Annotated in this window: 27 protein-coding genes and 3 tRNA genes; 19 read left to right on the forward strand and 11 right to left on the reverse strand. The window is 70.7% G+C overall.

Translation table 11 applies throughout. The features are described 5' to 3' along the window. The first annotated feature begins 6 nt into the window (after positions 1-6). Positions 7-1,083, forward strand: a complete 1,077-nt coding sequence (locus AB0I89_RS26285; protein ID WP_357132048.1) for a serine hydrolase domain-containing protein — start codon at positions 7-9, stop codon at positions 1,081-1,083. Here the strand turns inward: AB0I89_RS26285 and AB0I89_RS26290 are convergent, their stop codons facing one another. Both AB0I89_RS26290 and AB0I89_RS26295 read right to left on the reverse strand, forming a co-directional pair. Continuing rightward, positions 1,084-2,409: a deoxyribodipyrimidine photo-lyase gene (locus AB0I89_RS26290; RefSeq protein WP_357132051.1), complete on the reverse strand. Its 1,326-nt coding sequence runs from the start codon at positions 2,407-2,409 to the stop codon at positions 1,084-1,086. It lies immediately after the preceding gene. Next, positions 2,406-3,329 carry a phytoene/squalene synthase family protein gene (locus tag AB0I89_RS26295; RefSeq protein WP_357132054.1) on the reverse strand — a complete coding sequence of 308 codons (924 nt, stop codon included), beginning with the start codon at positions 3,327-3,329 and terminating at the stop codon, positions 2,406-2,408. The genes AB0I89_RS26290 and AB0I89_RS26295 overlap by 4 nt, the downstream gene beginning before the upstream one ends. A 64-nt stretch (positions 3,330-3,393) precedes the next feature. On the opposite strand from AB0I89_RS26295, the gene AB0I89_RS26300 reads away from it, so the two are divergent. The 9 genes from AB0I89_RS26300 (at position 3,394) to AB0I89_RS26340 (ending at position 9,399) form a co-directional block, all read left to right on the forward strand. Then, complete coding sequence (locus AB0I89_RS26300; protein WP_357132057.1) at positions 3,394-4,536, forward strand: polyprenyl synthetase family protein; 1,143 nt, start codon at positions 3,394-3,396, stop codon at positions 4,534-4,536. A gap of 28 nt (positions 4,537-4,564) precedes the next feature. Further along, positions 4,565-6,046 (forward strand): phytoene desaturase family protein, encoded by a 1,482-nt coding sequence (gene crtI / locus AB0I89_RS26305; protein WP_357132060.1) that lies wholly within the window; start codon positions 4,565-4,567, stop codon positions 6,044-6,046. After that, positions 6,043-6,666, forward strand: coding sequence for an isopentenyl-diphosphate Delta-isomerase (gene idi / locus AB0I89_RS26310; RefSeq protein WP_357132063.1), 624 nt, complete (start codon positions 6,043-6,045; stop codon positions 6,664-6,666). Before crtI ends, idi begins: the two co-directional genes overlap by 4 nt. Then, positions 6,656-7,600: a MerR family transcriptional regulator gene (locus AB0I89_RS26315; protein WP_357132066.1), complete on the forward strand. Its 945-nt coding sequence runs from the start codon at positions 6,656-6,658 to the stop codon at positions 7,598-7,600. The genes idi and AB0I89_RS26315 overlap by 11 nt, the downstream gene beginning before the upstream one ends. A 76-nt stretch (positions 7,601-7,676) precedes the next feature. Continuing rightward, on the forward strand, positions 7,677-8,477 hold the full coding sequence (locus AB0I89_RS26320) for a polysaccharide deacetylase family protein (protein ID WP_357132069.1): 801 nt from the start codon (positions 7,677-7,679) through the stop codon (positions 8,475-8,477). A gap of 143 nt (positions 8,478-8,620) precedes the next feature. Then, positions 8,621-8,693, forward strand: a tRNA-Glu gene (locus AB0I89_RS26325). A gap of 31 nt (positions 8,694-8,724) precedes the next feature. Further along, positions 8,725-8,798: transfer RNA gene (locus AB0I89_RS26330), tRNA-Asp, on the forward strand. Positions 8,799-8,897: 99 nt separating this feature from the next. Continuing rightward, positions 8,898-8,971 (forward strand) — tRNA-Phe (locus tag AB0I89_RS26335). Between the two features lie 275 nt (positions 8,972-9,246). Then, positions 9,247-9,399, forward strand: a complete 153-nt coding sequence (locus AB0I89_RS26340) for a hypothetical protein (protein ID WP_357132072.1) — start codon at positions 9,247-9,249, stop codon at positions 9,397-9,399. A gap of 1,225 nt (positions 9,400-10,624) precedes the next feature. Here the strand turns inward: AB0I89_RS26340 and AB0I89_RS26345 are convergent. Beyond that, on the reverse strand, positions 10,625-11,317 hold the full coding sequence (locus tag AB0I89_RS26345) for a DUF6218 family protein (protein WP_357132075.1): 693 nt from the start codon (positions 11,315-11,317) through the stop codon (positions 10,625-10,627). 211 nt (positions 11,318-11,528) lie between these two features. Between AB0I89_RS26345 and AB0I89_RS26350 the strand changes: the two genes are divergently transcribed. Next, complete coding sequence (locus tag AB0I89_RS26350) at positions 11,529-12,491, forward strand: exonuclease domain-containing protein (protein ID WP_357132078.1); 963 nt, start codon at positions 11,529-11,531, stop codon at positions 12,489-12,491. Positions 12,492-12,659: 168 nt separating this feature from the next. After that, positions 12,660-13,250, forward strand: a complete 591-nt coding sequence (locus AB0I89_RS26355; RefSeq protein WP_357132081.1) for a GIY-YIG nuclease family protein — start codon at positions 12,660-12,662, stop codon at positions 13,248-13,250. Between the two features lie 97 nt (positions 13,251-13,347). On the opposite strand, the gene AB0I89_RS26360 is transcribed toward AB0I89_RS26355, so the two are convergent. Both AB0I89_RS26360 and AB0I89_RS26365 read right to left on the reverse strand, forming a co-directional pair. Further along, a complete protein-coding gene (locus tag AB0I89_RS26360; RefSeq protein ID WP_357132084.1) occupies positions 13,348-14,250 on the reverse strand; it encodes a DMT family transporter in 903 nt (300 codons plus the stop codon). After that, a complete protein-coding gene (locus AB0I89_RS26365; protein WP_357132087.1) occupies positions 14,240-15,013 on the reverse strand; it encodes a GntR family transcriptional regulator in 774 nt (257 codons plus the stop codon). Before AB0I89_RS26365 ends, AB0I89_RS26360 begins: the two co-directional genes overlap by 11 nt. A gap of 240 nt (positions 15,014-15,253) precedes the next feature. On the opposite strand from AB0I89_RS26365, the gene AB0I89_RS26370 reads away from it, so the two are divergent. Both AB0I89_RS26370 and AB0I89_RS26375 read left to right on the forward strand, forming a co-directional pair. Then, positions 15,254-15,448, forward strand: coding sequence for a hypothetical protein (locus AB0I89_RS26370; RefSeq protein WP_357132090.1), 195 nt, complete (start codon positions 15,254-15,256; stop codon positions 15,446-15,448). Next, the gene (locus AB0I89_RS26375; protein ID WP_357132093.1) at positions 15,448-15,759 is read left to right on the forward strand and encodes a hypothetical protein; all 312 of its coding nucleotides are present in this window, start codon (positions 15,448-15,450) and stop codon (positions 15,757-15,759) included. Before AB0I89_RS26370 ends, AB0I89_RS26375 begins: the two co-directional genes overlap by 1 nt. Before the next feature lie 77 nt (positions 15,760-15,836). Here AB0I89_RS26375 and AB0I89_RS26380 read toward each other — a convergent pair whose 3' ends face one another. Then, entirely contained in the window at positions 15,837-16,868 is a 1,032-nt protein-coding gene (locus tag AB0I89_RS26380; RefSeq protein ID WP_357132096.1) for a hypothetical protein, read from the reverse strand. Between the two features lie 166 nt (positions 16,869-17,034). On the opposite strand from AB0I89_RS26380, the gene AB0I89_RS26385 reads away from it, so the two are divergent. Continuing rightward, positions 17,035-17,559: an SRPBCC family protein gene (locus tag AB0I89_RS26385; RefSeq protein WP_355048395.1), complete on the forward strand. Its 525-nt coding sequence runs from the start codon at positions 17,035-17,037 to the stop codon at positions 17,557-17,559. Positions 17,560-17,636: 77 nt separating this feature from the next. On the opposite strand, the gene AB0I89_RS26390 is transcribed toward AB0I89_RS26385, so the two are convergent. After that, on the reverse strand, positions 17,637-18,341 hold the full coding sequence (locus AB0I89_RS26390; protein ID WP_357132100.1) for a DUF2786 domain-containing protein: 705 nt from the start codon (positions 18,339-18,341) through the stop codon (positions 17,637-17,639). Between the two features lie 128 nt (positions 18,342-18,469). On the opposite strand from AB0I89_RS26390, the gene AB0I89_RS26395 reads away from it, so the two are divergent. Next, entirely contained in the window at positions 18,470-18,919 is a 450-nt protein-coding gene (locus AB0I89_RS26395; protein ID WP_357132102.1) for a hypothetical protein, read from the forward strand. A gap of 40 nt (positions 18,920-18,959) precedes the next feature. Here AB0I89_RS26395 and AB0I89_RS26400 read toward each other — a convergent pair whose 3' ends face one another. Beyond that, positions 18,960-19,349 (reverse strand): hypothetical protein, encoded by a 390-nt coding sequence (locus tag AB0I89_RS26400; protein ID WP_357132105.1) that lies wholly within the window; start codon positions 19,347-19,349, stop codon positions 18,960-18,962. A gap of 155 nt (positions 19,350-19,504) precedes the next feature. On the opposite strand from AB0I89_RS26400, the gene AB0I89_RS26405 reads away from it, so the two are divergent. Then, the gene (locus AB0I89_RS26405; protein WP_357132108.1) at positions 19,505-20,848 is read left to right on the forward strand and encodes an ABC transporter substrate-binding protein; all 1,344 of its coding nucleotides are present in this window, start codon (positions 19,505-19,507) and stop codon (positions 20,846-20,848) included. A gap of 68 nt (positions 20,849-20,916) precedes the next feature. On the opposite strand, the gene AB0I89_RS26410 is transcribed toward AB0I89_RS26405, so the two are convergent. Further along, positions 20,917-21,660, reverse strand: a complete 744-nt coding sequence (locus AB0I89_RS26410; protein ID WP_357132111.1) for an enoyl-CoA hydratase/isomerase family protein — start codon at positions 21,658-21,660, stop codon at positions 20,917-20,919. Continuing rightward, positions 21,657-22,514: a 3-hydroxyacyl-CoA dehydrogenase family protein gene (locus AB0I89_RS26415; RefSeq protein ID WP_357132261.1), complete on the reverse strand. Its 858-nt coding sequence runs from the start codon at positions 22,512-22,514 to the stop codon at positions 21,657-21,659. Before AB0I89_RS26415 ends, AB0I89_RS26410 begins: the two co-directional genes overlap by 4 nt. A gap of 178 nt (positions 22,515-22,692) precedes the next feature. On the opposite strand from AB0I89_RS26415, the gene AB0I89_RS26420 reads away from it, so the two are divergent. Beyond that, positions 22,693-22,983, forward strand: coding sequence for a hypothetical protein (locus tag AB0I89_RS26420; protein WP_357132114.1), 291 nt, complete (start codon positions 22,693-22,695; stop codon positions 22,981-22,983). 45 nt (positions 22,984-23,028) lie between these two features. Here the strand turns inward: AB0I89_RS26420 and AB0I89_RS26425 are convergent, their stop codons facing one another. Continuing rightward, complete coding sequence (locus tag AB0I89_RS26425) at positions 23,029-23,808, reverse strand: class I SAM-dependent methyltransferase (protein WP_357132117.1); 780 nt, start codon at positions 23,806-23,808, stop codon at positions 23,029-23,031. A 53-nt stretch (positions 23,809-23,861) separates the two neighbouring features. Between AB0I89_RS26425 and AB0I89_RS26430 the strand changes: the two genes are divergently transcribed. Continuing rightward, positions 23,862-24,254, forward strand: coding sequence for a PPOX class F420-dependent oxidoreductase (locus tag AB0I89_RS26430; RefSeq protein WP_357132120.1), 393 nt, complete (start codon positions 23,862-23,864; stop codon positions 24,252-24,254). Positions 24,255-24,328: the final 74 nt, after the last annotated feature.

Here is a 24,328-nt window from a genome sequence, read left to right on the forward strand (position 1 = left end):
GATCCGATGCACGCACGCTTCGCCCCCGTCCGGGACTGCTTCCACGACCTGCTGACCGCCGGCCGGGAGACCGGTGCCAGCCTCACCATCTGGTACGACGGCCAGCCGGTGGTCGACCTGGTGGGCGGGTTCCGCGCCGGTGACGGGCCGTCCGGCCAACCGTGGCGACCGGACACGCTGGTCAACGTCTACTCGGTCGGTAAGCCGGTGGCCGCGCTGTGCCTGCTGCTACTCGTCGACCGGGGCCGGGTCGACCTGGACTCGCCCGTGCAGCGGTACTGGCCGGAGTTCCGTACCCCGGCCACCGTGCGGCACGTGTTGTCGCACACCGCCGGGCTGCCGGCGTTCCCGGTGCCCCGGCCGGCCAGCGCGGTCGCGGACTGGGCGCTGCTCGCCGGCGACCTGGCCGCCGCCGACCCCGAATGGCCGCCCGGAACGCTGGCCGGCGAGCACGCCTGGACGTACGGCCACCTGGTGGGCGAGCTGGTCCGCCGGGTGGACGGCCGCAGCGTGGGCCGCTTCCTCGCCGACGAGATCGCCGGCCCGTGGCAGCTCGACCTCGGGTTCGGGCTGGCCGAGACGGACCAACGGCGCTGCGCGGACCTGCGCTACGGCGACCCGGAGTGGCCGATCCGCAAGCTGGGCGAGCCGGAGACCCTGCGGGCGAGGGCGTTGGGCAACCCGTCCGGTGGGCTGGACCTCGCCGTGCTGAACAGTCCGCTGTGGCGGGGTGCCGAGATGCCGGCGGTCAACCTGCACGCCACCTCCGTCGGCCTGGGCCGGCTCTACGCGGGTCTGCTGGCCGGCGGCGTCCTGGACGGCGTACGGCTGTTCAGCCCCGCCCTTCTCGACGAGGCGACCCGGGTCCAGTACGACGGCCCGGACGTGGTGCTGGACCGCCGGGTCCGGTGGACGCTGGGCATGCAGTGGGAACCCGACCTCAGTTGGGGCATGGGCGGGCTCGGCGGCAGCAGCGCCTGGGCCGACCCGGTACGCGGCTACACGCTCGCGTACGTCACGGCACAGCTCGCCGAACACGACCGGGTCGACGAGCTGGCCGAGGTGCTGCACTCCTGCCTCTGATCAGCGCAGCCAGACCGGATCGGTGCCGGGCACGGTGAGCGGCGGCGGATAGTCAAGCGTGCGGCGAAGGTCGTCGGGCAGCTTCCACGGCTGGTGGATGGCCTTGCCCGACACCTGCGCCAACTCCGGCACCCACCGGCGTACGTAGTCGCCGGCCGGGTCGTACCGCTCGGCCTGCCGGACCGGGTTGAACCCCCGGTACGGCTTGGTGTCGTTACCGGTGCCGGCGACCCACTGCCAGTTGCCGGAGTTGTTGGCCACGTCGCCGTCGAGGAGCCAGCGGAAGAAGACCTGTACGCCGGCCCGCCAGTCCTGCCCCAGGTGCTTGGTGAGGTAACCGGCGGTGATCAGCCGGGCCCGGTTGTGCTGCCAACCCTGGGCCCGCATCTGCCGCATCCCGGCGTCCACGATCGGCATGCCCGTCCGGCCCTCGGCCCAGGCCGTGCGGGCGTCATCGTCGTAGCGCCACTCTTCGGTGGCGCCCCGCCGGTACGCGGCCGTCGAGATCTGCGGGAACGCGGCGGTGACCTGGTAGTAGAAGTCGCGCCAGCAGATCTGCCGCACGAACGGACCGGACCGGTCGCCGGCCCGGTTGGCCACCGACATCGGCGACACGCAACCGAAGCGCAGGTACGGGCTGAGGCGGGAGGTGTCGTCGCCGGCCATGTCGTCGTGCTGGTCGTCGTACCGGCCCAGCTCGGGCAGCCAGTCGGCGAGCCGCTGCCGGGCGACGCGTTCGCCGCCGACGGCCGCGTCCGGTGACTCCCCCGCCGGCAGCGCCGGCAACCCGCCCACGCTCACCCCGTCGGGCAGCACGATGCGGCGCGGCGCGGCCAACTCCTCGCGCCACCGGGCGGCGGCCCACGCCCGGTGGTAGGGGCTGAACACCCGGTAGTGGTCGCCTCCGCCGCCGGGCCGCAGGGCGCCCGGCTCGACGACCGTCAGCCCCGGAAAGAGCCGCAGGTGCAGCCGGTGCCGCTCGCACTCGGCCCGCAGTCGGCGCTCCCGCCGGCGGGCGTAGTGGCTGACGTCGGCGGAGAGCGCCACGGCGGTGGCACCGACCTTGCCGGCCAGCCCGATCGTCTCGGCCACCGGGTCGCCGCGCCGCACCACCAGGTCGCCGCCGCGCTCGCGCAGCGCGTCCCGCAGGTCGGCGAGCGCCTGGTGCAGGAACCGGGTGCGGTTGGCCGACAACCCGGCCAGGGTCGGGTCGAGCACGTACAACGGCACCACCCGGTCGAACGCCGCGCAGGTCGTCGCCAGCGCCGGGTGGTCGTGTACCCGCAGGTCGCGGGTGAAGAGCACGACCGCGGTGCCCCCGCTCACGGGGCCGCCGGCTGGACCGTCGGGCCCGGGATCGTGACCGGGGTACCCGTCGACGTCAGCAGAGCACGCGCGGCCACCGCCATCCGTCGCCGCTGCGGCACCAGGGCGCGACGGGCGAACACGTCGTAGTCCTGCGCGGCCACCTCGTCGAGGATGCCGCCGTAGAGCGCGTACGCCGTGCGCATGCACGCCTGCGAGGCGGGAGCGAGCATGGTGATGCCGGGCGCGGCGGCGGCGTAGTGCGCCTGGGCCCGGGTCACCTCGTACTCGATCAACTCGCGGGTGCGGGGCGTGCCCTGCCCTCGGTCGCGGGCCTCGATCAGCTCCTCGCGGGTGACGCCGAACTTCGCCAGGTCCTCGTCGGGGAGGTAGGTGCGGCCCCGGTCGAGGTCCTCGGCGACGTCCCGGATGAAGTTGGTGAGCTGGAAGGCGAAGCCGAGCTGCCGGGCCGGCTCGCGGGCCGCCGCCGGGTCGGAGCTGCCCAGGATCGGCAACATCATCGTGCCGATCACCGCCGCCGAACCCTCCATGTAGTCGAGCAGGTGGTCGTATGTCGGGTACGAGGTGACCGTCAGGTCCATCGCCATGCTCTTGAGAAACGACGCGAAGTCGTCCCGGTCCAGATCGAAGATGGCGATCGTGTGCAGCACGGCCGGCAGCAGCGGGTCGTCAACCGACGCGCCGTGCAGGCCAGCCACGAACCGGCTGGCCCAGTCGTCGAGCAGGGCGGCCCGCTCGGCAGGTGGGAGGGCCTCGGTGCTGTCGACGATCTCGTCGGCGTACCGCGTGAATCCGTAGAGAGCGTGCACGTGTCGCCGTTTCCACGCGGGGAGCAGCCGGGTGGCGAGATAGTAGGTGCGGCCGTGACGTTTGTGCAGCTCACGGCACCGGTCATAGGCAGCGGTGAGATCGGTGTCCACGGGCCCTCCTCAAATATCGACGCACCAATCGACGCAACTCGTACCCTAGGGTACGCTCGTCCACATGGCCAACGACGCAGTTGCGGGCAACGCGGTACGTGTGGCGCCGACGGAGCCAGGCGAGCGGGACGACCCGGTCCGCGCTGTCCTGGCCGCTTACACCCAGGACCTGATCACCGCGGTCGACGAGACCCTCTCCACCTTCCTCACCGCCGAGGTCGACACACTCACCGAGATCGACGCAGCCATGGGCGGATTCGCGTCCGCCGCACGCGCGGCCGTGCTATCGGGCGGAAAGCGGATCCGGTCCACGTTCGGCTACTGGGGCTGGCGCGGGGCCGTCGGTGGCGACGAACCGCTCCCCGCAGTCCTGCCCGCGCTGGCCGCGCTCGAACTGCTGCACACCTTCGCGCTGGTCCACGACGACGTGATGGACGCCTCCACCACCCGTCGCGGCCGGCCCACGGCACACGTCGCGCTCGCCGCCCAGCACGTCGCCGCCGGTCACCGGGGCGACCCGGACCGGTTCGGCGAGGCCGCCGCCGTGCTGATCGGCGACCTCTGCATGGTCTGGGCCGACAAGCTGCTCGCCCGCACCGCCATCACCCCGGCGAGGCTGTTCGAGGTCCGCCGCTGCTACGACCAGATGCGGGTCGAGACGGTCGCGGGGCAGTACCTGGACGTGCTCGGCGAGAACGACCCGGAAAGCTGGTCGGTCGATCGGGCGCTGCGCGTAGCGCGCTACAAGACCGCCAGCTACACCGTGCAGCGACCGCTGCTGTTCGGCGCCCGCCTGGCCGGGGTGACGGTCGACGACGCGCTGGTCACCGCGTACACCCGCTACGGCCTGGCCGTCGGCGAGGCGTTCCAGCTCCGCGACGACCTGCTCGGCGTCTACGGCGACCCGGAGTCGACAGGTAAACCGGCCGGCGACGACCTGCGCGTCGGCAAGCCCACCACGCTGCTCATGCTGGCCCGCCAACTGGCCACGCCGAGCCAGCTCCGGGCGCTGGAGCAGACCGACGGCGAACCCGTCGAACGGCTCGCCGACGTGGTCGCCGCGACCGGTGCGGTGGCCCGGGTGGAGCGGATGATCGCCGAGCGGGTCGGCGATGCCCTGGCCGCGCTCGACAGCGCGCCCGTGGACCGGACGGCGCGTACCGCGCTGACCGGGTTGGCCACCGCTGCCACCAGTCGGCGGGCCTGATGACCGAGGATCTCGAGGAGGTGGTCACGTGCGGACGGTGACGGGACGGACGGACCGGGTGGTGGTCGTGGGCGCCGGGCTGGGTGGGCTCGCCTGTGCGCTGCACCTCGCCGGCAGCGGCCGGCAGGTGACGGTGCTGGAGCGCGAGCCGGTCCCCGGCGGGCGCGCGGGCCGACTCTCCGTGGACGGGTACGAGTTCGACACCGGCCCGACCGTGCTCACCATGCCCGACCTCATCGCCGAGGCGCTCGGGGCCGTCGGCGAGGAGCTGCGCGACTGGCTCGACCTGACCCCGCTGGACCCGGCGTACCGGGCGTACTACCCGGACGGGTCGACCCTCGACGTACGCACCGACACCACCCGGATGGCCGCCGAGATCTCCCGGGTCTGCGGTCCCCGGGAGGCCGACGGCTACCTGCGCTTCGTCGACTACTCGCGCGAGCTGTGGCGGCTGGAGCGGGCCGACTTCATCGAGCGCAACCTGGACGCGCCGACCGACCTGCTCACCGGCAACCTGCTCAAGCTGCTCACCGGTGGGGCCTTCCGCCGCCTCCAGACCAAGATCAACCAGTTCTTCCGGGACCCGCGCACCCAGCGGATCTTCTCCTTCCAGGCGATGTACGCCGGGCTCGCCCCACACGACGCGCTGGCCATCTACGCGGTCATCGCGTACCTCGACTCGGTTGCCGGGGTCTACTTCCCCCGGGGCGGCATCCACGCGGTCTCCCGCGCGATGGCCGGCGCGGCCGAGAAGCACGGCGTGCAGATCCGGTACGACACCACGGTGACCCGGGTGGAGACCGCGAACGGCCGGGCCACCGGCGTACTGACCGCCGACGGCGAGCTGGTGCCGGCGGACGTGGTGGTGCTCAACCCGGACCTGCCGGTCGCCTACCGGGACCTGCTGCCCGCCGCGCCCGCGCGACGCCTCACCTACTCGCCGTCCTGCGTCGTCCTGCACGTCGGCTCGCGGCAGGGCTATGCGAAGATCGCCCACCACAACATCCACTTCGGACGCGCGTGGAAGGGCACCTTCGATGAGGTCATCCGCAGGGGTGAGCTGATGACCGATCCGTCGCTGCTCGTCACCAATCCCAGCCGGACCGACCCGTCGGTGGCACCAGCGGATCGGCACACCTACTACGTGCTCGCGCCCGTGCCGAACCTCGATCGGGCGCCCTTCGAGTGGCGTGGCGACCTGACCCAGCGGTACGGCGACCAGCTCATCGCGACGCTGGAGGAGCGCGGCTACGTCGGGTTCGGCGACGGCGTCGAGGTGCTGCGGGCGATCACCCCCGCCGAGTGGGCCGAGCAGGGCATGGCCGCCGGCACACCGTTCGCCGCCGCGCACACCCTCTTCCAGACCGGGCCGTTCCGCCCGTCGAACCTGCACCGACACCTGTCGAACGTCGTCTTCGTCGGCTCCGGCACCCAACCCGGCGTGGGCGTACCGATGGTGTTGATCTCTGGCAAGCTGGCCGCCGGCCGGATCACGGGGGAGGGACGATGAGCAGTCGCGAGGACCACCTCGTCGAGCTGGTCGACGACAACGGGCGAGCCCACGGCGACACCACCGTCGCCGCCGCACACCAACCACCGGGGCAACTGCACCGGGCATTCTCGGTGATGCTCGTCGACCCGGACGGCCAGGTGCTGTTGCAACGACGGGCCGCGGTCAAGACCCGCTTTCCGCTGCGGTGGGCGAACTCCTGCTGCGGCCACCCCCGGCCGGGCGAGTCGCTCACCGAGGCGGCCAACCGGCGGCTGCGTGAGGAGTTGGGCACCGGTCCGGTCGAGCTGACCCAGGTGGGCGTCTACGTCTACTACGCCGAGGACCCCACCACCGGTCGGGTCGAGTTCGAGTACGACCACGTGCTGCGCGGCGAGTTCCGGCCCGTCGCACCACTGCGCCCCGACCCGGACGAGGTGGCCGAGCTGCGCTGGGCCGACCCGGCCGCCCTGGAAGCCGACCTCGACCGGGACCCTCGTTCGTACGCGCCCTGGCTGGGCGGGGTGGTGAACCGTCTGTTGCGCCCCTCGGGGTCCTCGTCGGACACCCCCGGCTCCACCACCACGACCCCGCCCGGATCGCCGGCGGACGACGCGGTGGAGCGGTCGGGTGGCCGATGAGGCGTTGAGCGCGGGCGCCGTGGCGCGCCGGCTGGGGGTCGCGGTCACCACGCTGCGTACCTGGCACCAGCGCTACGGGCTCGGGCCCAGCGAGCACGTGCCCGGCCATCACCGCCGGTACACGCCGGCCGACCTGGCCCGCCTCGAAACCATGCGGCGGCTGACCGCCGAGGGCGTCAGCCCGGCCGAGGCGGCTCAATGGGCCCGGCAGGGACCGGACCGCACGCACCTGGACACCGTCCCCCGGGGTCGGATCCGTCCGGCGAGCCGCGACGGCGGCGGCGCCGTCGGGGTGGGCCGCGCCGGCCCGGCGGCCCGGGGCCTGGCCCGCGCTGCCATGCGCCTGGACGCGGCGGTGATCAACGAGACGATCGCGCACACGATCGCCGCCAGCGGGGTCGTCGCCACCTGGGAGACCCTGCTGCGGCCGGTGCTCGCCGGCATCGGCGAACGGCATGTCGCCACCTCCGGCCTCATCGAGGTGGAGCACCTGGTCTCCCGGTGCGTGTCGGAGGCGTTCGCCGCGGCCAGCCGGGCCAACCCGCCCGCCGGGCCCGCCCGGATCCTGCTCTCCTGCGCCGACGAGGAGCAGCACACCCTGCCCCTGGAGGCACTGGCCGCCGCGCTCGCCGAGGCCGGGGTGGGCTACCGGATGCTGGGCGCCCGGGTGCCGGTGGCCGCCCTCGTCGAGGCGGTCAACCGGACCGGACCGGCCGCCGTGGTCCTCTGGTCACACACCCGGGCCACCGCCGACCCGGACCAACTCAGCGCGCTGCTCGCCGCACCCCGCCGCCCGCTGCTGATCCTCGCCGCCGGGCCGGGCTGGCGGGCCGATGGCCTGCCCGCCGGAGTGGTCCGGCCGGTCGACCTGGCCGAGGCGGTCTCACTGGCGGTGGCGGTCCGCGATTCGCTGGACCAGTCGCGAGAGGCCTGACCGACCTGTCGGCTCCCCGGCCGCTTCCACTACCGTCGGAGTGGTCCGCCCACCCCGACCCTCCGGGAGCGAACAGATGCAAGCCCGCGCCGCCCTGGCGTCCGTCCTCGCCGTGGTGCTGGTCTTGTCCGGTTGCGCCCAGCCAGACACTGCCATCCACGTCGCCGGGCCGCCGCTGCCCGTCGAGTCGACCACCAGCCCCACGCCGACGCCCACCCCGAGCGCCACCCGCACCAAGCCGCCGAAACCGCCGCTGCGACCGCTGCCGGCGAAGCTCCCGGCCGGGCTCCGGCGCAACACCGGCGTACGGCCCGTGGCGCTGACCTTCGACGACGGGCCCAGCCCCGCCTGGACGCCCAAGGTGCTCGACCAACTGAAGGCGGCCCACGTGACGGCCACCTTCTGCGTCGTGGGCCTCGAGGCCCAGCGGCACCCCGAGCTGATCCGGCGGATCGTCCGGGAGGGCCACCAACTGTGCAACCACAGCTGGCGGCACGACCTCGACCTCGCCCGTCGACCGGTCGCCGACATCAAGGCCGACCTGGCCCGCACCAACAAGGCCATCCAGAAGGCCGCCCCGGGCACGCCGGTGCCCTTCTACCGCCAACCCGGTGGCCGGTGGACGCCAGAGGTCCTCGCGGTGGCCAAGGAGCTCGGCATGCACCCCCTGCACTGGGCCGTCGACCCACAGGACTGGGACAAGCCGACCGCCACCACGATCGCCAACCGGGTCCACAACTCGGCACGTCCCGGCTCCATCGTGCTGCTGCACGACGGGGGCGGAAACCGGGCCGCGACGCTCGCCGCCTGCCCGCACCTGATCGCCGACCTGAAGCACCGCTACGGCATCACCCGGCTCAAGGCAGATGGACCCTGACCTGCGGTTATGCGCTCCCCGACGGCCCCGGCCATACCGGTTTTGTCGACCGGCCAGGCATCACGTATGCTTTCCAAGCCTCCGGCGGGGCCGGATGGGAGCAAGTCCGCTTGAAGTTGCGAATGTGCAATGATGGCGGGGCCGCCCTCATCGTCTAGCGGCCCAGGACGCCGCCCTTTCAAGGCGGTAGCACGGGTTCGAATCCCGTTGGGGGCACGACCGGCGCAAGCCGGAGCAACACAAGCTAGGTCCTGTGGAGCAGTTGGAGTGCTCGCCGCCCTGTCAAGGCGGAGGTCGCGGGTTCAAGTCCCGTCAGGACCGCAGCGCTGACGCCGCGCCTCGCGCGGCGTTCTGCGTATCGGAGCGTGTGATCCTGTCAGCAGCTCGATCTGCTGGCGGGTAGCATGAGCCGAGCAACACGGCCAGGTAGCTCAGTTGGTACGAGCGTCCGACTGAAAATCGGAAGGTCGGCGGTTCGACCCCGCCCCTGGCCACATAGCCTTTCGCCGGGCTACAGAGATCCCCACCAGCGGATTCGCAGGTGGGGATCTTGCTATGGGTAGTCCTACCGCACCCATGACCGTGGCCCGCGGTTGACCGCTCCTCACCGGTGATCGCCACCACAAGTTGCACACTCGCCGCACGCCGCCGGCTCGGCTGGGAGGCTGTTGGGACCGGGTACGATGCCCCTGAAGAGCTGCCTTGTACTCGATTCCCGAGCCCTCTGGGGCGGCTGGTGCCTGCCGGTCGCGGGAAGCTCACTAAGATCATGAAGGCCACGCTGCCCGCCGTCTTTTTTGTGCTGCTGCTGATGGTCTCGGCTCTTGTGGGAGGGGTGGATGTGATGGTCTGCAACCTGCTGGTCAACGTCGCTTCGACTCTCGTGACCGGGAGTCGGGTAGAGGGCAGCTCTTCGCTGTAACGCTAGCCACGGGTCGGCCCGCTCGTCGTGCCCGCGAGGCTCCGCAGGACGCCTTCTAATCCGTAGCTCCGGGCGGTTCAGTCCGCTCCGGCTGCCCTCGAGATCGGCTGGCTCGTGGGGGCCGCGTGGTAGCGGTTGCAGCTCGATCGGTTGCTGTACTTCCCTGCTGTATCTCCGCTGCCTCGGCAGGCACGTTCAGCCGCCACTGGACTGGGCACGGACCGCAGAGCGGGCCCGCATCGGCCACGGCGCTTTCCAGAGAACCTTGCGGCGTCCTTGCCTGGCTTCGGCCTGCAAGTTCACGTGCCCCCCGGCGCAGCTCTGGCCTCTCGTTGGGGTCGGGCCGGGGTCAGCTCCCAGAACGAGCAGAAGCCTGCGCTGGGATCTCCTGCTTCGGAAGTGGAGTAACGAGGACCTCGGCAGGGACTGTCCATGGCTCGAAACCGTCGCGGGTGCACCGCAGAAGTAGGCGGACGGACTTGCCGGCGTAGTCGCGCCGCCAGGAAGCTTCCGTGCCACTTGTGTTCCAGAGGGGCGGGAGCTGCCGATCCATGGCGAAGTCGGTGCCCTCGCCAAGCGGGAGGCTGAACGGCGCGACATCGCGGCCGTTCTCCGACCCTCCGTCGATGCCGTGCCTGAATCGGTACGGCCCCCAGACATGGTTCGCAACCTGATCCGCGCTAGGGCCACCTGCGATTTGTGACGCCCCACGAGCGTGGTAGTCATCTCGGACCGAGAGCTGGATCTGGTCGAGGCGGTCGAGGCTGGGAGGGCCTACCAGCTCAACATGAAGCATGGCGTACGTGTCCGACTGAGCCTCGGCCGTGATCTTGAATTGCGGAAGTGTCTCGGCCCAGATGCGTCTCGCCTCAATCCTTGTCAGCGCCGCAGTTGAGCTAGCGGCAGTTTGCGTTGTCCTATAGGCCAGGTAGGCAACGACGAGAGCGGCGAGTGCCGCGAGGGCGCTGGTGACGGTACCAACGGCGCTCCAAAGCGTGGCTGTGTCCACGCTCGCGGTCGGTACAGCCTCAAGCCCCTGGTTCAGTCTCATGGCGACCTCTTGGTGTGATGTAGATCTTGATTCGCGTTGAGCTCCAACGGATGCGTCTGATGCCGTTGTATGCCCTGCCTACCACTGTCGGATCTTGCTTGGCATTGGGTCTCGCTGAACGGTTGCTGACTTACGGCTGACGCAGTGCCGCCAGCGCCAGCGCTCCTAGTCTGCTTATTCAGACGTGCCAGCAGCTGCCTGCAATATCGACAGCCAACGAGGCGGAAGCAGCCGCGGCTCGCTCAAGGATCGGAGATATCGCCGGCGACAGCGCACCTGCTCGGTGTCCTGCCACAGCTGCGCGACCCGGGCCAAGCCGGCGCTAAGGGCAAGCGCACTAGCCGCCACCGGCGATGCTGCCGCCCGCCGGGCCCCGGCAGTGAGCTCCCTCAGTTCCGCCACACTTGGAACCTCGCTGGGCCAGACCAGCGGCGCTACCTTCGACTTCGCAGTTCGCCGGTAGTCGTCCGCCACCAAGACGATGGCCGCACGTTGCTCGGTCACCTCCTGTAGCAGGTCCGGTATGGCCACAACGTTCCGCTTGAGGGCGGCAGACAGCTGTGCCGGCACGTTGGCAGCGAGGCGATCGATCACGCTAACTGGAGTACCGGTGTCCCAGTCGACCAAGCATCTATCCCGCAGCAGGCCCATCAACCGCTGAAAGTACTCGTTATCCTGCTGCAGCTGCTTCAACGGCAGAACCCAGGCACCCACAGCACGACCGGTCGCGCCAAGTCGCCACACCGCCAGCGACTCCGAACCAGCTTCGTCGTGTCCGATCGCCAGAACGGCGTGACCGCGTGCACCTGGCACGTAGTCCAACGGTATGGAGAGCTCGTTCTCGGGGGCATCGACGGCAGAAGTCATATCGGGAGTCCTTGATCATTGACGACGGGGTGACCACCGTAGCGACAACCTCCGACGACTCCAGTCAGCTGGACGGTCGATTAACCAGCGACAGCCGCTCAGACGATCGCGGCCTCGCACGACCGCCTGACTATGGAGCAGGTGGATGAACCCGAGGTCAGACCGAAAGGTGGAACGAGCAGCACTTCGAGCGACACTATGGTCGTTGATCATGACATCATGGGTGGCGATCGATTTTGAGACGGCAAACGAGTACCGCGGCAGCCCATGCGCCGTTGCCATGGTTGCAGTGCAAGACGGCATGCTTGGCGAGCGGTACACCACATACATCCAGCCTCCGCCCTCGGCCGCCTACTTCTCCCCCTTCAACATGGCGCTGCATGGCATCACCCCACGGCATGTCCAGAACGCACCCAACTGGCCTCAAGCGCTCAAGGAGATCATTGACTTTGTCGATGACCGGCCAGTAGTGGCTCACAATGCCGCCTTCGACTTGGGCGTCATCAGGAACGCATGCGATCTGACGGACTCGCCCTGGCCTAACTTGACCTACGCCTGCACCCTCGTGGTCGCCCGTCGAACCTGGCAGCTCATCTCGTACTCGCTCCCCTGGGTCGCCGAAGCCGCTGGCCATCAGTTTCTCGACCACCACGATCCCGCGGCCGACGCACAGGCGGCGGCAACTATCGCCCTCGCAGCGCAGCGCGCCCACGGCGTGGACACGCTGCCGGAGCTTCTACAAGCTACGAGGACTAGGTTCGGCGCTCTTTTCGGCGGCGAGTGGAAGGGCTGCCGCTACCAACCTCCATCGACCTCTAGGGCCCGATCTGCTCTCCCTGGCGCCAACCCAGATGCCGACCCAGATGGTCCCTTCTACGGGCTTACGGTCTGCTTCACAGGCACGCTGCTCACCATGAGCCGCGATGAGGCACGGCACCTGGTAGCCGAGGTGGGAGGCCAGCCGGTTGCTGGAGTCTCGAAAAAGACGAACGTGCTGGTGATCGGCGAACAGGACCCCAGCCGCCTGAGGCCAGGTGCCGAGACCAGCAGCAAGCACCAAAAGGCTGCCACGCTCCTTGAGGCCGGCCACTCGATCGAGGTCATCTCAGAACTTGACTTCCTGCAGCGCCTCGCATCGACCGAAGGTGTCTCACTACGGCTTAACGGAACGTGACACCGTGACCGACTGTCGCTCCTGTGCCCTAGAGTGCCGCATGGCCGACCGCACCTACGGTGACATCCCTGGTTTTCCTGTGGGCACTGAGTTGTCAACCGGACAGCCCTAGCGGCACGCCTTCAGCCTGCCAACCCGCGTCCGCGCATCCCGTGCCGAGGAGTATTAGTGGTCCCGGAGGAGGCATTACTCCGTCCCTCCCGTCTTTACCGGGCTGAGGATGTCCAGGGACGAAACTGTCCGATACCGGCGGCACCTGGCGTCTACGCCTGGTATTTCGCATCGCCGCCACCCCTGGTCCCGGTCCCTGGCTGCCATCAGCGGGACGGGGCAACGCTGCTTTACGTGGGCATCTCACCGAAGGCACCGCCGAGCAATGGCCGCCCCCCGAGCAGGCAGACCATCCGCAGTCGCATCCGCTATCACTACAGAGGCAACGCTGCCGGGTCGACGCTACGCCTGACCCTCGGCTCGCTCCTCGCCGACGAGCTTGAGATCGGGCTACGCCGAGTCGGTAGCGGCAACCGGCTGACCTTTGGCCGAGACGGCGAGAAACGGCTCACCGACTGGATGGCCGAGCACGCCCAGGTCGTGTGGAGCGCCACGGATCAGCCGTGGAAGCTTGAGGAGGAACTCATTCAGTCGTGCGTGCTTCCGCTCAACCTCGACCAGAATCGCCACAGTTCGTTCCACAGCCAACTCTCCGCCCTCCGCGCCGCGCAGAGGACGCACGCTCGCGCGCTACCGGTGGAGGCATGACTGCCGCGCCGAGGATGACCTGGACGCCATGGCCTTCATGCTCGACTCCCAACAGGCATTGTCGATGTGGTGAGACTAGACATCCACAGGCAGGCTGCTACCGCTTCTCGGCTGACCGCTTCCGGGTGAGGGTGACCCCAGCGAGGACCAGGGCGATGCCGGCCACGATCGCGACGGTGACGGCTTCGTGCAGGAAGATCCCACCGAGGATCACGGCGACAATGGGCAAGAGGTAGGTGACCACCGATGCGGCGGTCGGGCCTTCGTCATCGATGATGCGGTAGTTCAGGACGTACGCGGCTCCGGTCCCGAGTGCGCCGAGGACGAGCAGGCTTGCGACGGCGTCGAGTCGCCATGTCGGTGTGTCCAATCCTGCGAACGGGAAGGCTAGGGCGAGCAGGACGGTGGCTGCGCCGAGCTGGGCCGCCGACAGCATGAGCGGAGGGATTCCGCGGCCGGCCAGGAACCTGCCCATGTAGACGTAGCCGAGTCCGTAGCTGGCGGCGGCGGCGAGGCAGGCAAGGCCCCCCCAACTGGCGATCTCACCCGCGGACTCCCACGGCGAGAAGATGACCACTACGCCAAGGAACCCGAGGGCAAACCCCGCGGTCTTCCTCACGGTGACGGCGCGGTCGACGCCGACGAGGAAGGCTAGGAGCAGCGTCCACAGCGGCGTGGTCGCGTTCAGCACGCCTGCCACGTTCGATCCGACCGTCTCCTCCCCGCTACCGAACAGCACATACGGCACGGCGTTGGAGATCAGGGCCGCGACGAACAGGTGCCCCCAGACACGTCGCTCGCTCGGGAAGCGCAACCCCCGGGACAGGACGATGGGCACCAGGATCACGAAACCGAGAAAGAGCCGGGCGAACACGATCTGCACCGGGTTGAAGCCCCGCAGTGCGAGCTTGATCCATAGGAAGCTGGAACCCCACAGCAGCGCCAGAGCAGCCACCCGAGCGATGCCCGTCCGGGTGACGCCTTGGTGGTCAGTCTTCAACGGGCATCTCGTAGTCCAATCCGTTCACGTCGGCTCGCATGACGAACCGCGTCACCTCGAACGCTCGTCCCTCGCCGTCGGTGCTGGTGTGCAGAACCTCGATCACGGGCACGCCCGGCGGCATCGCCAGGCCCTTCACTTCTTCGGGCGTCGGCATGCGGGAGCTCACCTCTTCGCGAATACGCACGATCGGGTAGCCGAGATCCTCGAACCGCTGGTAGATGCTGCCTCGACCGAGCTTCTTCTCACTCGCCAGCGGCGACCCCTCGACCACCGCCGTGGGGATGTAGGTGATCGCGACTTGCACCGGTTCGTCGTCAGCGAAGTACCAGTTCTCGCGCCGGACGACCTCTTGACCGGCGTCCAGTCCGAGTCGCTCGGCAACCTCAGGCGGTGGCTGCACGGTCGTGACTGACCGGCACTCCGTGTGCGGGACTCGCCCTTGTCGCTCGACCTCGATTCGGAACGGCGAAAGGCCGGTCTCGTTCCGTGCTCGTCGGGAGTACCGGTCCCGGCCCATCCGCACCAGCGGCCGTCGCTGACGTACGAAGACGCCTCGGCCGTGCTGAGCCTGCGCAAGCCCTTCGGCTTGCAGGATGCCCAACGCCTCGCGCGCCGTGTTGCGGGCAGTGGCGTACCTGGACGCCAATTCGCGCTCGGAAGGAAGCTGGTCGCCGTCTACGAGATCGCCGCGAATGATCGCGGCCCGTAGCTCCTCGGCGATGCGGCGGCTCGGCGGCTGCCGTTCTTCCTGATTACTCATCGGATCACCCGTTCCTCGAGGTGATCCCAGGCTACCGCTACTGGCTCAAGCCAGCTATTGACAGATGCTCGCCTCTTCACCAAGCTGGCTTAAGCCACTACTGGCTCAAGCCAGTTAGTCGACGGGCACGTCGCCCGCCAACGCCGGGAAGCCGGCGCGACCAAGGAAGGACGGGGGCGGCCGCGCCGAGAGAGGCCGGCCGGCCACCTCAGTCCTGATGAGGAGAGAGGGCAACCCGCGATGAGGATCCGCAATCCGTTCCGCCGGCACGGACGCCGGCTCGCGCAGCTCGACCAGACCGGCCCGGCCACCTGCTACCCGCACGGCTTCGGCGCGTACCCCGCTCCGCCCACGTGGGCCGGCCCCACCCTCATGACGACCGCGTCCCCGCTGCTCACCCCTGGACAGCTTCACCGTGCCGGCGGCATCTGGTGATGGGCGAGGAGCCGACCACCGTACGCGCGGTCCGTATCGAGCTCGGCCAGCGTTCGGTCCGGGCGCTCGCGAACCACCTGCAAGATGAGCACCTGCCGCGGCGGCCGGACTGGGACTGCCTGACGTGTGACCCTTCCACGCCCTGGCCGTGCGACTCGGCGCGGATGCGCCTCGCCGAGACGTACGAGGAGCACGACAACCGGATCGGCCTGTCGATGTACATGGGTTCGCTGCTGCACGCCGCGCTCGAGGAGATGCCGGACACCCCGGCGAACGAGTTGCACGAGAGGTTCGTCGCCTGGACGCGATGAGCGCCACATCGCCCGCAGTCGAGTCGATCAACTCTCGCCCGAGGCCCCGTCGGACGGGCCGGCGCACGGCAGCCCGGTCACTGGTCGTCGCGGCCCTGTTGGCGGTGCTGGGCGATCCCACCCTGGATCGCCTCCCACACGCTGCGGCCCGCCTGCCGGAGGCTCTCGCCGGCCTGCTCGGCGAGCTGCGCCGCGCTCTGGGCCGCCGCCTGCGCCCCACCCGCGACACCACCGCCAGCCTGCCCGCCGCCTCCGCCGCCCTGCTGCCCACCGGCTTGCCGTCCGCCGCCGTACTGGCCGGCACCCTGCTGTCCACCGCCGTGCTGGCCACCACCACCACCTTGCTGGCCGCCGCCCTGGGCACCACCACCGGTCGGCCCGCCACCAGAGGGTCCGCCGCCGGCTTGGCCGCCCCCAGCCCGACCACCCTGGCCGCTTTCGCCGCGCCCCGCCGGGCCGCCACCAGCCCGACCAGCCCCAGCCGGACCGCCGCCGGACGGTCCACCACCGCTCGGAGCGCCCTCGGGCTGCTCCCGGTCACCTCGGCCACCGGTAGGAGCGCCGGACGGGCCCGGAGCGGGGGTCGAGACGGGCGGACCGGCCGACGGACTCACCGGGCGGGCGGGTCGTACTCGTGGCTGGTCGCCGCCGGACGCATCCGTTCGTCGGGCCAGATCGTCGCGTACGCGGGCGTGCTGTGCCAGTGCGCTGACCTCGGTGGCGCCGGCAGCGACCTGCTGGGCGCTCCGGTTGACGTCGTCGAGCGCACCGCCGCCCGCCTGGGCGAGGGATTCGATGACCTGCGGGTTGTTGTCGATGGTGTCGAGCGCGCGGCCGAGGAGTGTCACCAACTGCTCCAGTCGTACCCGTAGCTGCGCCTCGGCGTGTACCCCGTCGATGTCCAGTTCGACGCCGTGCAGGTGGACCCGTACGCCCGCGTCGAGTTGGAGCAGGTTGGCCAGCCGGGCACGCAGCGAGATGTCGGCGTCCAGCCCGTCCACGGCCAGCCGGATCGAGTCGACCGAGACCTTCGGGATGTCGAGGAGGACGTCCGGCTCTCCGGCGTCGGCGTCCCGCTCCGGCCGTCGCTGCTGCGCGTTCTCGCTCATGCTCTCCCGCTCCGCCCGTGCGCCGAACCCGGTGGTCCGGGCCGTCCGGCGCGGTTACCCGCTTTCCGGCGGGCCATCCCGTGCGTGACGACTCGGCAACCCACTGTCTGGAAAAGGGCACTGCGGAAGCTGCACACCCGGGCATCAGCCGGTATGGTCCGGGCCTATGGGACAGGGGATGGCTGATCCGGCCGACATTCGGCAGGACCTGGAGCGCTTCTCCTTACGGTGCAGTCTCCTCGTCCCCGGGTCCGCCGAGCGGGCGTTCGCCGTGTTCACCGACGAGCTGACCGAGTGGTGGGTCACCGAGTACACCTGGTCCGGTCCGGAAGCTCTCGCCGAGCTGGGCATGGAGCCCCGGGCCGGCGGAATGCTCTACGAGATCGGCCCGTACGGCTTCCGGGCCGACTGGGGTCGGGTGCTCACGTGGGATCCGCCTCGACGGCTGGTCTTCGCCTGGCAGCTCGGGCCGGACCGGGTGCCGGTGCCGGATCCGGCGAAGGCGAGCGAGGTCGAGGTGCTGTTCCTGCCGGACGGCCCCGAACGGACCCGGGTCGAGCTGGAGCACCGGCACTTCGACCGGCACGGCGAGGCGGCCGAGGGCTATCGCAAGGCGCTCACGGCGGGCTGGCACGAGTTGCTGACCCGCTATCTCGCCACGGTGTCGCGCGGCGGCCCGCACACCGCCTGAGCCGCGCCGGGCCGGGCTGATCCAGGCCGGGCCGCGCCGGGCCCGGCCGCGCCAAGCCGCGCTGCGCCGGGCCGGGGTCAGTGGCCGAGTTGTCGACCGACCCGGCTGGTGTCGAGATTATGGCCGCCCAGGTGAGCGCGGCTGCCCGCCTCGGCGCCGGAGCCGAAGCCCGTGCCGCCGAGGCGACGAGCCGGGGCGGTACGCAGTCGCGGGTACTCCTCGGTGAGCCGTCGCTGCACCCGGTCGGAGCGGTCGGCGAGCACCAACGCCATCGACGGGGCGCCTGACTCGCTGGCCGCCGCGGACTCGGCCGCCCAGAGCCGCCCCCCGATCACCTCCGCGAAGCCCGCGAGCCAGGAGCGCCGGAAGGCGGCCGGATGGTCGTCCGCCGGCACCGCCGTGGCCGCCAGGCCGTGTGCGGCCTGTACGAGCAGCGACGTGAAGAGCAGGTCCACGCGTTCGAGGTCGCTGGCGAAGCCGAACAGGTGGGCGACGAAGCCGTTGCCCTGCTTACGCCGGACGCAGCGGCAGCGCAGCGGTTCGGCGACCGCCGCGAGCAGGCCGACCTTGTCCCGCGCGTACGGGGCGACGATGTCGAGCACGCGGTCGCCGACCGGGTCGCTGGTCGGGTCGCGGACCGCGAGCAGCGCCCTGTCGACGCCGTAGCGGGCGATCAGCTCGGTCGCCTTGGCGGTGAACGCCGCCGACTCGGCGGGAGTGCAGGCCGGATCCTCGGCCTGGGCGAGCAGCTTGCGCACCTTGCTGAGCATGGCCTCGGACATGCCCCAGAGCTATCACACCCGACCGACGATCCCGGACCACGCCGCGATTAATCGATCAGTATCATCGTCACGGTCAGCTCGTCCGTCCAATACGGACAGTCAGTTAACTGTTTTCGGAGGCCGCCTGCATGTCATCCCCGACCGCTCGCCTGCTCGCCGTCGCCACGGCCGCCGCGCTGCTCGCCACCGGCGCACCCGCCCAGGCCGCCACGGCCACCCCGAGCGCCGACGCCACCGATTTCACCTCGGGGCCGAACCTCTTCGCGCCGCTCGCCACCTGCTACGGCGGCGCGGTCCGCTCGTTCTTCCAGACCGGCGGCTACGGCGGCCAGGCCGGCCCGTACCGCACCACAACCCGCTGCCGCGACATCAACGTCCGCAACACCAGCGCGTACGCCACCGAAGCCTGCGTGATCTTCATCGACAAGACCAGCAACTGCAACTACTGGACCTACCTGCCGGCCAACTCCGGCTGGACCGTCGTCGCGACGAACGTCCGGGACGGGGTCAACTTCCGGGTCCGCTTCGACAACCTGCGCTACGAGTACGAGCCGCTGGTCGCGTACCACGCTTTCTGAACGGCCCGCGCGGACGCGGCACCCGAAGCGGGTGCCGCGTTCACTCGGCGCGGCTGCGCAGGGTGGCGATCGTCGAGCCGGCGAGCGTGAGCAGGCAGTCGGAGAGCAGCCCGTCGGCCGCCGCCGCGCCGAACAGGGCCTCGCCGGTCGATACGTCCCGGTTGGCGTAGGCGCTCACGAAGCGGGCCACCCAGCGGGTGTCGTAGTCCGCCTGCTCGATGCCCGGGAACTCCAGCGCGCATCCGGTGCTCGTCGGCGCGTCACCGACCATCGTCGCGGCCAGGCACCAGGCGACCCCGTACGCCCCGGACAGGCCGGCCCGGTCGACGACGGCGTCGAACGTACCCGTCACGGCGTCCCCGTCCCCGGCCAGCGCCGATCGGAGCACGGCGGTCGCGTCGTCGAACGTCTGCTGTGGTAGGTCCGTCACGCAGCGCACAGTAGGACGGGGGGTCAAGCCACGGCACTTCCGTCACTGTGTGTATTCACAGTGAGCTACCTACGCATTGCGCCGCCTCCACGGTCCCGCGACCGGCCCGGGCACGCTAATGTGCGCAGCGGACCTTCGCCGGAGGAAGGACGACCATGCTCGTATCACGCCGCTCGCGGGTGGCCACACTGGCTGCCTGCGCGACGATCCTGCTCGCCACAAGCGCTTGCGGGGATGACAAGGCCCAGGAGGGGAGCGCCCAACAGGTGCGCCTCTACGGCACGGACGGCAACATGCTCAACTCCTACCCAGCGGAGTTGAAGGAACGCGCCGACCTCGTCGACGGAATGAAGGGGACCACGCCACTCACCCCACTGCCCGAAGACTTCAAGGGCCGGCTACGGTCCGTCAATCCGGCGCTGACGGACTACCTCTACTCCGCCGAGACGTACGACGCGGTGGTCATCGGTGTGCTCGCCGCCCAACTGGCCGGCAGCACCGACCCGGCGGCCATCGCCAAGCAGATCGTCGGCGTGACCAACAACGGACAGCGCTGCGAGACCCCGGCCGCCTGCCTCACGCTGGCCCGGGCCGGGCAGGACATCGAGTACCGCAGCGTCTCGCTGACCCGCGCCGGCTTCACCGACAAGGGTGAGCCGGCCACCGCGAGCTACGCCACGCTGACCTTCGACGGCCAGCAGCTCAACGACGGCAAGACCGAGTTCGTCGGCGCGGGCTCCGAGTCGGCGGCGAGCACCAAGACGCCGCCGAAGGGCAAGAAGCCGCGCCCCGGTGACGCCGACGACCAGAAGCCGCTGATCGTGGGCGGTCTGCTGCCGAAGACCGGCGACCTGGCGATCGCGTACCCGCCGATGGCGGCCGGCGCGGCGCTGGCCATCCGGGAGATCAACGCCGCGGGCGGCGCGCTGGGCAAGCCGGTGACGTGGAAGGACGGCGACGACGGCACCAACCCGGCGGTAGCCAAGGCGACCGTCGCCAAACACGTGGCGGACGGGGTCAGCATCATCATCGGCGCGGGCGCGTCGGGCATCTCCCGCGAGGTGCTGCCGGACGTGGTCAAGGCCGGGAAGATCCTCTTCTCGTCGTCGAACACCGACGCCGGCCTGACCGACGTCGAGGACAAGGGCCTCTACTTCCGTACCGCCCCACCGGACAGCCTCCAGGGCCGGGCGCTGGCCGACGTGGTCCTCCGCGACGGGTCGCAGAAGATCGTCATCGTCGCCCGTAAGGACTCCTACGGTGAGGGCCTGCAGGCCACCGTCCGTGACGAGTTGGAGAAGGCCGGCATTCCCGGTGACCGACTCAAGCTGCTCACGTACGACCCGCCGGCAGACGCCAAGGCCGCGCCGGTGGACTTCTCCGGCGGCGCGAAGGAGATCAAGCAGTTCGGTGCGGACGCCGTCCTGATCATCGGCTTCGGTGAGTCGGCCCAGGTGATCCGGGCGCTCGCCGACAGCGGGGTGCAGATCCGGCACTGAGCAGTACCTGCGGACCGCGTACGGCCGCACCGGCTCGACAGCCGGTGCGGCCGTTCCCGTTTGCCGCGTCAGCGGGCCCGGCGGCGTTCCAGGAACTCGGTCATGCGGCGGTGCTTCTCCTCGTCCTCGAAGAGCACCGCCTGACTCACCAGGTCGAGCTGCGGGTGCGCGGCGGCGGGCGCGTCGACGGCCAGTTTCGTGAGCCGCAACGCCAGGGGCGAGGCCTGGGCCATCTCGTCCAGCAGCCCGTGCGCCGTCGTCAGCAGCTCGCCGGGTTCGTCCACCACCCGGTTCACCAGACCGATCCGCAGGGCCTCCGCCGCGTCCACCCGACGGCCGGTGAACAGCAGTTCCTTGGCCCGACCTTCGCCGATGAGGGCGGGCAGTCGGTGGGTCGCGCCAGCGCCGGCCAGGATGCCCAACCGCACCTCCGGCTGGCCGAACACCGCCCGGGCCGTACACACCCGAAGATCGCAGGCGTACGCCAGTTCCGCGCCGCCGCCCAGCGCCGGCCCGTCCACGGCGGCCACGCTCGGCATGGGTAGTGCCCTGATCCGCGCGAAGGCCGCCGAGTTGATCGCGGCCAGGGCGTCCGTGCGGCCCCGCTCGCGGAGCTGGCCGATGTCGGCGCCACCGGCGAAGATGCCCTCCGCGCCGCCGGTCAGGAGCAGCAGCCGGGGACGGGCCTCCAACTCGGCGCAGACCTCGTGCAGCTCGGCGATCAGGTCGGCGTCGATGGCGTTGCGCTTCTCCGGTCGGGCCAGCGTCACCACGAGCCGGTCCGACCGCTCCTCGATCCGCAGACCACTCATTGCTTGACGCCACCTTCCCAGCGGTAGAAGCCGTGCCCGGACTTCTTGCCCAGCCGTCCGGCGGCCACCATCTCCACCAGCAGCTCCGGTGGCGCGAAGCGGTCCCCGTACGCGGCCTGGAGGGTACGGGCGATGTCGAGGCGCACGTCCAGGCCGACGAGGTCGGTGAGTTCCAGCGGCCCGATCGGGTGCCGGTAGCCGAGCACCATCGCCTTGTCGATGTCGGCGGGGCTGGCCACCTGGTCGGCGACCATCCGGATCGCCTCCAGCCCGAGGGTGACCCCGAGGCGGGAGGTCGCGAAGCCGGGCATGTCGCGTACCACGACGGGGTCCTTGCCCAGCCGGCCGGCGAGCGCGACGGCCGCGGTGGTGGTCTCCTCGGCGGTGGCCGGGCCGACCACGATCTCCAGCAGCGCCATCGCCCAGACGGGGTTGAAGAAGTGCAGGCCGAGGAAGCGCTCGGGCGCGTCCAGAGCCGCGGCCAGCTCGCCGATGGCGATGCTGGACGTGTTGCTGCCGAGCAGGGCCGGGTTCAGGGCGGCGGCGTCGCGCAGCACCGCCCGCTTCAGCTCCAGCCGCTCCGGGACCGCCTCCACGACCACTCCCGGGGCGGGGGCGACGTCGGCGAGGCTCGGCCGCAGGATCACCCGCTGCCGGTACGCGGCGGCCTCGTCGGCGGTCAGCCTGCCGCGCTGCACCGCGCGCTCCCACAGGTCGGCGAGCCGGGTCAGCGCGGTCGCGCCCCGGTCCGCGTCCACCTCGACCAGCTCGACGGCGTGACCGGCGCCGGCCGCCACGTACGCGATGCCGAGCCCCATCGTGCCCGCACCGACGACCACGAAACGATCGTTCATCACGCCTCCCTGTCCGTCCCGGTGGGCGCGCGGGGTCTCCGCCACGCCGGCCCGGGTGCTCGGCCCGCTGCGCTCGCTCATGGTGCGACCCTAGACAGCCCGGTACCCCGCCGATGCGTGGGGGAGCGCGGGATCGGGTACGTACGGCCCGTCAACTCAAGGGAAGGACCGCATCGAGATGAGCCAGGCACCGGAGAGCGTCACGACCGACTCCGAAACCGTGGAGACCCGGGGCGACGAACGGGTCGACCTGCTGCGCGCCGACACCAACAACGACGGCAAGACCGACGTGTGGGTGGTGGACACCGACGGCGACGGCAAGGCCGACCTGTTCCAGTTCGACACCGACGGTGACGGCAAGGTGGACATCACCATGGTCGACCTCGACGAGGACGGCACCCCCGACGAGGTCGTCGACGGCGACGGCGGCCTCCCGCCCGAGCCGCTGCCCCCGACCGTTCAGGTCTGAGTCGTACGACGGCTCCCGCGTCCGTCGCGGCGCGGGAGCCGTCGCTCAGCCTGCGAGGCGCAGGGTGGCCAGGTAGTAGGGGGCGTCGCGGTCGTCCACATCGATCAACCGCCAGCCGCTGCCGTGCACCAGCTCGGCGAACTCGTCCGGCGAGCAGACCAGGTAGTCGAACCATTCGGTGCCGAGTTCCCGGTAGCGCAGCCGGAGCCGGAGCTGGCCGCCGAGCCGCCCCCGGCGTCGGTTGCGCTCGTGGTAGCCGGTGTGCACGGGGTCGCGGGTGCCGTACGGGTTGGTGCCGTGCGCGATGATCTGTGCTCCCGGTCGGGCGAGCGCGGCGAGCGCGGCGAGGAACGCCGGGGCCCGCTCGCGCCCCTCGAACAGCCCGAGGTTGTTGCCGAGCAGCAGGAACGTGTCGTAGCGCCGGCCGTCGGCGACGTGCGTGTCCACCGTTGCGTGCACCAGCCGCCGTACGCCACGCCGTCGGCTCACGTCGAGGGCGCCCGCCGACGTGTCGAGGCCGGTGACGGGTACGCCGCGCTCCTGGAGCAGCAGCGCGATCCGGCCGGCCCCGGTGCCGACGTCAAGCGTCTCGCCCCGGGCCCGGTCGACGGCCCGGTGGTCGTACGGCTGCCAGTCGGCCGGCCCGTCGAGGTAGTGCGCCGCCGGAGCGCCGTTGATCAGGCCGTCGTCCCGCTCGATGATCTCGATGACCGGCCGGGGCAGCCGACCGCCGACCATCGGCCGGGGCCCGACCCCGGTCGCCACGGCGAGCGTGTCCCGCAGCAGTTCACCGACCACGTCACCAATTCCAGGCTCCCCCGTCACGCCGTTCACGCTATCTGGCCGCTCAGTGGCCCGCAGCGGCCTATCCTGGCGGCGTGACCACCCTGGACCGACTGTCGGCCGAGAAGTACATCCTGCTCACGACCTTCCGCAAGGACGGCCGGGCGGTGCCGACCCCGGTCTGGGCGGTCCGCGACGGCGACGCGTTGGCGGTGTGGACCCGCGCCGACTCGGGGAAGGTCAAGCGGATCCGCCACAACGGCGAGGTGACTGTTGCGCCGTGCGACGTGCGGGGCCGGCCGCACGGCGCGGAGGTGCCCGCCCACGCGAGCCTCTACGGTGGCCGCGACACGGGCCGGGTTCGCGACCTGCTCAAGCACAAGTACCGCCTGATCGGTCGGCTGAGCCTGCTGGGCAGCCGGTTCCGTCGCGGTGAGGGCGGCACGGTCGGCATCCGGGTGACGTTGACCGGCCCCGACACGGACTGACGCGCCACCGTCGGAGCCGAGCGGACATGAAAAGGGGCGGTGGATCGAAATCCACCGCCCCTTTCCGGAAACCT

The organism is Micromonospora sp. NPDC049801, assembly GCF_040656575.1.
Taxonomy (GTDB): Bacteria; Actinomycetota; Actinomycetes; order Mycobacteriales; family Micromonosporaceae; genus Micromonospora.

What these genes read in the sequence shown, in the direction of transcription:
- AB0I89_RS26285 (WP_357132048.1), top strand. Translation starts at nt 7, where the DNA reads ATGCACGCACGCTTCGCCCCCGTCCGGGACTGCTTCCACGACCTGCTG.
- AB0I89_RS26300 (WP_357132057.1), top strand. Translation starts at nt 3,394, where the DNA reads ATGGCCAACGACGCAGTTGCGGGCAACGCGGTACGTGTGGCGCCGACG.
- idi (WP_357132063.1), top strand. Translation starts at nt 6,043, where the DNA reads ATGAGCAGTCGCGAGGACCACCTCGTCGAGCTGGTCGACGACAACGGG.
- AB0I89_RS26320 (WP_357132069.1), top strand. Translation starts at nt 7,677, where the DNA reads ATGCAAGCCCGCGCCGCCCTGGCGTCCGTCCTCGCCGTGGTGCTGGTC.
- AB0I89_RS26340 (WP_357132072.1), top strand. Translation starts at nt 9,247, where the DNA reads ATGAAGGCCACGCTGCCCGCCGTCTTTTTTGTGCTGCTGCTGATGGTC.
- AB0I89_RS26345 (WP_357132075.1), bottom strand. Translation starts at nt 11,317, where the DNA reads ATGACTTCTGCCGTCGATGCCCCCGAGAACGAGCTCTCCATACCGTTG.
- AB0I89_RS26350 (WP_357132078.1), top strand. Translation starts at nt 11,529, where the DNA reads ATGACATCATGGGTGGCGATCGATTTTGAGACGGCAAACGAGTACCGC.
- AB0I89_RS26365 (WP_357132087.1), bottom strand. Translation starts at nt 15,013, where the DNA reads ATGAGTAATCAGGAAGAACGGCAGCCGCCGAGCCGCCGCATCGCCGAG.
- AB0I89_RS26370 (WP_357132090.1), top strand. Translation starts at nt 15,254, where the DNA reads ATGAGGATCCGCAATCCGTTCCGCCGGCACGGACGCCGGCTCGCGCAG.
- AB0I89_RS26375 (WP_357132093.1), top strand. Translation starts at nt 15,448, where the DNA reads ATGGGCGAGGAGCCGACCACCGTACGCGCGGTCCGTATCGAGCTCGGC.
- AB0I89_RS26380 (WP_357132096.1), bottom strand. Translation starts at nt 16,868, where the DNA reads ATGAGCGAGAACGCGCAGCAGCGACGGCCGGAGCGGGACGCCGACGCC.
- AB0I89_RS26385 (WP_355048395.1), top strand. Translation starts at nt 17,035, where the DNA reads ATGGGACAGGGGATGGCTGATCCGGCCGACATTCGGCAGGACCTGGAG.
- AB0I89_RS26390 (WP_357132100.1), bottom strand. Translation starts at nt 18,341, where the DNA reads ATGTCCGAGGCCATGCTCAGCAAGGTGCGCAAGCTGCTCGCCCAGGCC.
- AB0I89_RS26395 (WP_357132102.1), top strand. Translation starts at nt 18,470, where the DNA reads ATGTCATCCCCGACCGCTCGCCTGCTCGCCGTCGCCACGGCCGCCGCG.
- AB0I89_RS26405 (WP_357132108.1), top strand. Translation starts at nt 19,505, where the DNA reads ATGCTCGTATCACGCCGCTCGCGGGTGGCCACACTGGCTGCCTGCGCG.
- AB0I89_RS26410 (WP_357132111.1), bottom strand. Translation starts at nt 21,660, where the DNA reads ATGAGTGGTCTGCGGATCGAGGAGCGGTCGGACCGGCTCGTGGTGACG.
- AB0I89_RS26415 (WP_357132261.1), bottom strand. Translation starts at nt 22,514, where the DNA reads ATGAACGATCGTTTCGTGGTCGTCGGTGCGGGCACGATGGGGCTCGGC.
- AB0I89_RS26420 (WP_357132114.1), top strand. Translation starts at nt 22,693, where the DNA reads ATGAGCCAGGCACCGGAGAGCGTCACGACCGACTCCGAAACCGTGGAG.